4 protein-coding genes, 2 pseudogenes and 1 riboswitch are annotated in these 6,014 nt (G+C 74.4%); of the genes and pseudogenes, 2 read left to right on the forward strand and 4 right to left on the reverse strand.

Going from position 1 to position 6,014, the window contains the following annotated elements:
- Positions 1-60 precede the first annotated feature (60 nt).
- Positions 61-202, forward strand: a riboswitch (SAM riboswitch).
- A 202-nt stretch (positions 203-404) separates the two neighbouring features.
- Complete coding sequence (locus ACWDD9_RS25650) at positions 405-1,118, forward strand: IclR family transcriptional regulator (protein ID WP_049657219.1); 714 nt, start codon at positions 405-407, stop codon at positions 1,116-1,118.
- A 197-nt stretch (positions 1,119-1,315) separates the two neighbouring features.
- Here ACWDD9_RS25650 and ACWDD9_RS25655 read toward each other — a convergent pair whose 3' ends face one another.
- Together ACWDD9_RS25655 and ACWDD9_RS25660 are read right to left on the reverse strand one after the other, a co-directional pair.
- Entirely contained in the window at positions 1,316-2,569 is a 1,254-nt protein-coding gene (locus tag ACWDD9_RS25655) for a threonine/serine exporter family protein (protein WP_449812766.1), read from the reverse strand.
- Between the two features lie 103 nt (positions 2,570-2,672).
- Positions 2,673-3,653: an NADP-dependent oxidoreductase gene (locus ACWDD9_RS25660; protein ID WP_449812767.1), complete on the reverse strand. Its 981-nt coding sequence runs from the start codon at positions 3,651-3,653 to the stop codon at positions 2,673-2,675.
- Positions 3,654-3,732: 79 nt separating this feature from the next.
- Between ACWDD9_RS25660 and ACWDD9_RS25665 the strand changes: the two genes are divergently transcribed.
- Positions 3,733-4,740: a GlxA family transcriptional regulator gene (locus ACWDD9_RS25665; RefSeq protein ID WP_449812773.1), complete on the forward strand. Its 1,008-nt coding sequence runs from the start codon at positions 3,733-3,735 to the stop codon at positions 4,738-4,740.
- 213 nt (positions 4,741-4,953) lie between these two features.
- Here the strand turns inward: ACWDD9_RS25665 and ACWDD9_RS25670 are convergent.
- Positions 4,954-5,223, reverse strand: a pseudogene (locus ACWDD9_RS25670) (transposase); the annotation flags it as partial.
- Positions 5,199-6,014: pseudogene (locus ACWDD9_RS25675) on the reverse strand (hypothetical protein); the annotation flags it as partial. The pseudogenes ACWDD9_RS25675 and ACWDD9_RS25670, both read right to left, overlap by 25 nt.

A 6,014-nucleotide genomic window follows, 5' to 3' on the forward strand; every position in this document is an offset into this window, starting at 1 on the left:
GGCGGGTCGAGGGCGGGGGGACTTGCCGACCCGCCCCGGATGTCTTGTATCGTTCCTGGCGAATCATCCAGAGGGGTGGAGGGACCGGCCCTACGAAGCCCCGGCAACTCCCCGTTCGACCCGGCGTCCGAAGTACGCGCCGTGTTGGCGGGGGCAGTGCCAACTCCGGCCTGTCGCCACTGTGGCGCGGGAAAGATGAGGAGACACGGTGCTCTCTGTGCTGTCCTTCGCCCGGGCGCTTCCCGCCCCGGTCCTTTCGCGTACCCGTCTCGTGCCCGGCGCAGGCAATCGGCCGACTTCTCCGGCCTGTCCTCGCTGACCACACCCCCCGGCTCCCCGCCAGGAGCCGCCGTGAGCAGCGCGGACCCGCTGCTTCCGGGCCTTGAGACTGGAGTACCCATCCCATGGAGAACACGAGCGGCGTCGGCGTGCTCGACAAGGTCACCTCGATCCTCGGCACCTTGGAGGCCGGGCCCGCCACCCTGGGCGGCCTCGTCGCCGCCACCGGCATGGCGCGGCCCACCGCCCACCGGCTGGCCGTCGCACTCGAACACCACCGCCTGGTCAGCCGGGACGTCCAGGGCCGGTTCATGCTCGGCCCCCGCCTCGGCGAGCTCTCGGCGGCCGCCGGCGAGGACCGGCTGCTGGCCGCGGCCGGCTCGGTCCTCGCCCAGCTGCGGGACGCCACCGGCGAGAGCGCCCAGCTCTACCGGCGGCAGGGCGAGGTCCGGATCTGCGTGGCCGCCGCCGAGCGGCTCACCGGCCTGCGCGACACCGTTCCGGTGGGCGTCACCCTCCCCATGAAGGTCGGCTCCGCCGCCCAGATCCTGCTCGCCTGGGAGGAGCCCGAGCGCCTCCACCGCGGCCTGCAGGGGGCCCGCTTCACCGCCACCGCGCTGAGCGGCGTGCGGCGCCGCGGCTGGGCCCAGTCGGTCGGCGAGCGCGAGGTCGGGGTCGCCTCCGTGGCCGCGCCCGTCCGCGGCCAGTCCAACCGGGTGGTGGCCGCCGTCACGGTCTCCGGGCCGATCGAACGGCTCAGCCGCCACCCCGGCGCCCAGCTCTCCCAGGCCGTCGTCGAGGCGGCCCACCGGCTCACCGAGGCCCTGCGGCAGCCCTGACGGGGGTTCCGAGGCTCTCGGATTCCGAGGTTCCGGGGTTCCCTGGTTACGGGTTCCGAACCTCGGGTTCCGAACCTCGGGTTCCGAGACTCCGGGCTCCGGGGCGCACCTCCGCGCGCCCCGGGGCCCGGTTGCGGCCCGTACCGGTCCCGGGTCCGGCTTGGCTCGGGCCCGGCTCAGGCCTGGTGCCGACCGGCTCAGGCCCGGTGCGGCAGGCCGGTGAGGCTGGGGCGGGGGATCCGGCTGATCACCGCGCCGATCAGTGTGCCGATCGACACCCCGAAGACCGCCGAGACGGCCGCCAGCAGCGACTGCGCCCCGTTGCCGACCTCGATCTGCGCGGTGTTCAGCAGACCGAAGGAGCCCGGCACGACGATCCAGAACGCCGGGAGGTAGAGCACCTGCCAGAGCGGACCGCCCGGCAGCCAGTGCACCAGGGTGGCCGCGACCGCGGCGGCCACGGCGCCGGCCAGGCCGCCGATCGCCGCGCCGTGCACCGACCCCACCGCCACCTGGGCGGTGACACTCACCGCGATCACCGCGACGATCCACGGGATGGCCGAGGGCGGGGTGTGGACGTTGACCACCACCCCGGCCACCGCGATCGCCAGCCCCAGCGCGATCACCCACCAGCTCGGCTTGGCCACCTGCACGTTGGCCAGCGCGGTGGACGGCATGCCGATCGCGGTCGCGGCCGCGGCCACCCCGGCGAGGAACAGCGTCAGCTGCACGGCGCCGGAGACCAGCCGAGCGGTGCCCGCGTTGGCGGCGCCGGCGGCGATCTCGGACAGCCCGGTGACCAGCAGCCCGCCCGGCAGCAGGATCGCCAGGGTGGCCACGATCGTCCGCAGCGGCCCGTCCAGCAGCGAGGCCCGCGCGAGTGCCAGGACCAGCAGCGCGACCAGGAAGCCGGCCGTGACGGGCAGCAGCGGCCGCAGGTGCGGCCGCCGCCGGGCGAGCACGGTCAGGCCCACCACGATCAGCGAGCCGAGCCCGGCGGCCAGCACGTTCGCCGCCACCGGCTGCAGGAAGATGCACACCCCGACCCCGACCGGCAGCGCCCCGAAGTCCGCCACCCACGCGGGCCAGCGGGCGGGCGCCCGCCGGATCCGGTCCAGCTCGGCGCGCGCCCGGGGCCCGTCGAGTTCGCCCGCCCGCAGCCGGTGCACCAGGTCGAGGACGTCGGCCGTCTGCTCGAACCGCAGGGTGCCGCCGAGCGGCTGGAACCTGGTGGCGCCGTCCGGGTGCAGGGCCACGAACAGCCCGTTGGTCAGCGCGGCGACCTGGACCTCAGGGGCGCCCAACGCCCGCCCCAGTCCGCGGAGTTCGTCCTCGACCTCATGGACGGGCAGGCCGCCGCCTAGCAGGGCTTCGCCCAGGTCGAGCAGGAGACGGCAGAGCGGGTCGGGCGGGGCGTCGGTGTCCCGGACCGATGGAGACTTGCTAGGCATGGCAGGTATCGTCCCACCCTGCCCGATTCGGTCTGAATCTGCCCCGGTCTGTTCGCTTCCCGAGCGCCTGCTGCTCCCGGGGCCGCCGGGGTCCGGGTGACCGCTACGGGCGGACGGTGAGGACCAGCTTGCCCGTGACCCGGCCGGTCTCGCCCTCGGCGTGGGCCTTCGCGGCCTCCGCGAGCGGGTAGGTGGCGGAGACGTGCGGGCGCAGCTGCCCGGCTTCGACGAGAGCGGCGATCGCGGCCATGCCCGCCCGGTCGTGCTCGACCAGCAGGGCCTTCGCCGTCACGCCCAGCTCGGCGGCGCGCTCGGCCACCTCGTCGATCCCCTGGGGCAGGATCGACACCAGGACGCCGCCGGGCCGGAGGGTCTCCAGGGAGCGCAGCCGGTCGTCGCCGCCGAGCGGGTCGAGGACCACGTCGATGTCGCGGGCCTCCGCCACGAAGTCGGCCGTCCGGTAGTCGATGACCTCGTCCGCGCCCAGGCCCCGGACGAAGTCGTGCTTGGCGGCGGACGCCGTGCCGATGACGTACGCGCCGCGCGCCTTGGCGATCTGCACGGCGACGTGCCCGACGCCGCCGGCCGCCGCGTGCACCAGGACCCGCTGCCCCGGCCGCAGCCCCGCCGTGTCGACGAGCGCCTGCCAGGCGGTGAGCGCCACCAGCGGAAGCGCGCCGGCCTCGACGTGGCTCAGTACGGGGGGCTTGGGCACGAAGGCCCGGGCGGGGCCGGCGACGTACTCGGCGTGCGCGCCGGCGCCGTACGGGTAGGGCAGCATGCCGAACACCTCGTCGCCCGGGGTGAAGAGCGAGACGCCGACGCCGACCGCCTCGACGGTGCCGGAGACGTCCCAGCCGAGCGTGAACGGGGGCTGCCCGAGGAAGTAGCCGCGGTCGCGGTGCTTCCAGTCGGTGGGGTTGACCCCGGCGGCGTGGACGGCGACGAGGACCTGGCCGACGCCGGGCGCGGGCCGCTCGACCTCGGCCTCGTGGAGGACGTCCGGGGTGCCGAGGGCGGTCTGGGTGATGGCCCGCATCGTGTTCGTGCTCGTGGGGTTCGTGCTCGTGGAGTTCGTGGTCATGGATCCAGCCTGCGGCCGTGCCCCTGACCAGCGAAATGGCAAGATTGCCAAAGACCGATAGGATCGTGCCATGCCTGCGATGGAACCCCGTGGTCCTCTCGGTTCTGGCGGCCCCGGCGCCCGGCCGCCGCACCGCGTCGTCGTCCTCGCCCTCGACGGCGTCTACCCCTTCGAGCTGGGCATCCCCAACCGGGTCTTCCCCGGGGTGCCGGGCGCGTACGAGGTGGTGACGTGCGCGGCGACGGAGGACCGAACGGTCGCGACCAGCGCCGACTTCACCATCACCGTCGGGCACGGGCCCGAGGCCCTGGAGAGCGCCGACACCGTCGTCATCCCGCCGTACGCCCTGCACCGCGCCACCGCCGACCTGCCGGAGCCCGAGCGCGCGGCCCTCGCCCGGATCCGCCCCGGCACCCGCATCGTCTCCATCTGCACCGGCGCGTTCGCGCTGGCCGCCGCCGGCCTCCTCGACGGACGCCCCGCCACCACCCACTGGGCCCTGGCACCGGCCTTCCGCCGGATGTACCCCCGGGTTGCCCTGGACGCCGACGTGCTCTTCGTCGACGACGGCGACATCCTCACCTCGGCGGGCGCCGCCTCCGGCCTCGACGTCTGCCTCCACCTGGTGCGCTCCGACCACGGCAGCGCCGTCGCCAACCAGGTCGCCCGCCAGTGCGTGGTCCCGCCCTGGCGCGAGGGCGGCCAGGCCCAGTACATCGAGCAGCCGGTGCCCTCGGAAGGCGCCAACGGCACCGCCGCCACCCAGGCCTGGGCCCTCCAACACCTCGACCGCCCGCTCGCCCTCCGCGAGCTGGCCGCCCACGCCCGGATGAGCCCGCGCACCTTCGCCCGCCGCTTCCAGGACGAGACCGGCACCAGCCCGGGCCGCTGGCTGATCCAGCAACGCCTCCACCGCGCCCGCCACCTGCTGGAGACCAGCGACCTCCCCGTCGACCGCATCGCCACCGAGATCGGCTTCGCCACCGGCGCCTCCCTCCGCCAGCACCTCCACGCCGCGATCGGCGTCTCCCCCCAGACCTACCGCACCACCTTCCGCGGCCACCCCGGCCCCCCGACCCCGGCCTGACCACCGCCCGACGTAGGAAGTCGGCCCCGCGACTCTGCTGGCGAAGTATGTGGTCTGGGTCAGGCTGCCGTTGCGGCGCCGTGTTGGGTGCAGAGTGTGGACGCGGGTGGGGCGGCGGTCTGGCCTGGTCGTGGTGGTGTCGAAGTGGGTGCCGAGTCGGCGGATGTTGATCGCGATGCCGATGAGGACGTTCTGCAGGTGGGTCTTGGCGGGGCCCCGGTAACGGGATCGTCGCAGGCCGGGGCCTCGGACCGCTTGTGAGACCGTTGCTTCGATGCCGGCGCGGGCCCGGTAGGTCTCGCGCCATTGAGGGGTGTCCTGTTCGGTCTGCATCCGCGTGCGCGCCGTGTGGACGGGTTCGGGGTGGATCTGCAGGCTTCGGCCACGGGTGACGGACGGAGTGCACCGGACGCGGATGGGGCAGGGCCGGCAGTCGGTGAGGGAGAACGCGACGGCGATCAGGCCGTCCTTGCGGGGCCGCATGGAGATGCTGGTGGCTCCGGCGGGGCAGCGCGTGGTCCCGGCCTGCCAGTCTCCGTCAGGTGCTCGCCAGGCTTCAGGCCCCGGCCGATGAGCCTGTCCTGGACGGGGGTGACGGCCGTGACGTCGGGTTCGGTGGCGGCAGTGGTGTGGACGTCGGTGACCAGGTGCGGCAGGTCCTCGTCGCAGGACTCGGTCAGGTGGGCCTTGGAGCCGGTCCACTCCACGCTGCCCGCTCCGGGACGGCCTTTGGTGCTGTAGCGGGCCTGCGTATCGTGAGGCGAGCGCACGCGCTGCGCGGAGGGCGGCAGTTCCTTGGTGTCCCGGTAGCGCAGTCGGCCGGTGGCGGTGGCCTCGAAGTGCTGGTCCCACAGCTCGCGCAGGATCCTGACCTGCGCCAGGCCGTTCATCCACACGGCGTCGGGGTCCGTGTCGATGGCGTCGGTCAGGCTCCGGCCGTCGGCGCCGATCTGCTCGGCGAGCTTGAGGGCGGAGGCGCCTCTGCGGCGCAGGAGCCTGCCCGTCTCGACCTTGCGGCCGTAGCGTTCGTCCCAGCCCTCCCTCAGGAGCGGCACGACGAACGCGGGGCTGGTGCGGGCGATCTCCTCCAGGGCCGCGCGCAGGGCCTCGCCCAGGCACTCGATCCGGTTCAGTGTGCGCACGCAGGCCAGCACATGGGTGGAGTCGGTGCGCTGACGCCCGCCGGCCCGCACCAGGCCGGCGGCCTTCAGACGTTCCAGCATCAGCGAGAGCAGGGCATCCGCCCGGTTCCCGGCTGCCAGGCGGGCCCGGAA

Source organism: Kitasatospora sp. NPDC001119, from assembly GCF_053598475.1.

Excerpts from the sequence above, each read along its gene's own strand:
- ACWDD9_RS25665 (WP_449812773.1), top strand. The coding sequence starts at position 3,733 with ATGGAACCCCGTGGTCCTCTCGGTTCTGGCGGCCCCGGCGCCCGGCCG.
- ACWDD9_RS25660 (WP_449812767.1), bottom strand. The coding sequence starts at position 3,653 with ATGACCACGAACTCCACGAGCACGAACCCCACGAGCACGAACACGATG.
- ACWDD9_RS25655 (WP_449812766.1), bottom strand. The coding sequence starts at position 2,569 with ATGCCTAGCAAGTCTCCATCGGTCCGGGACACCGACGCCCCGCCCGAC.
- ACWDD9_RS25650 (WP_049657219.1), top strand. The coding sequence starts at position 405 with ATGGAGAACACGAGCGGCGTCGGCGTGCTCGACAAGGTCACCTCGATC.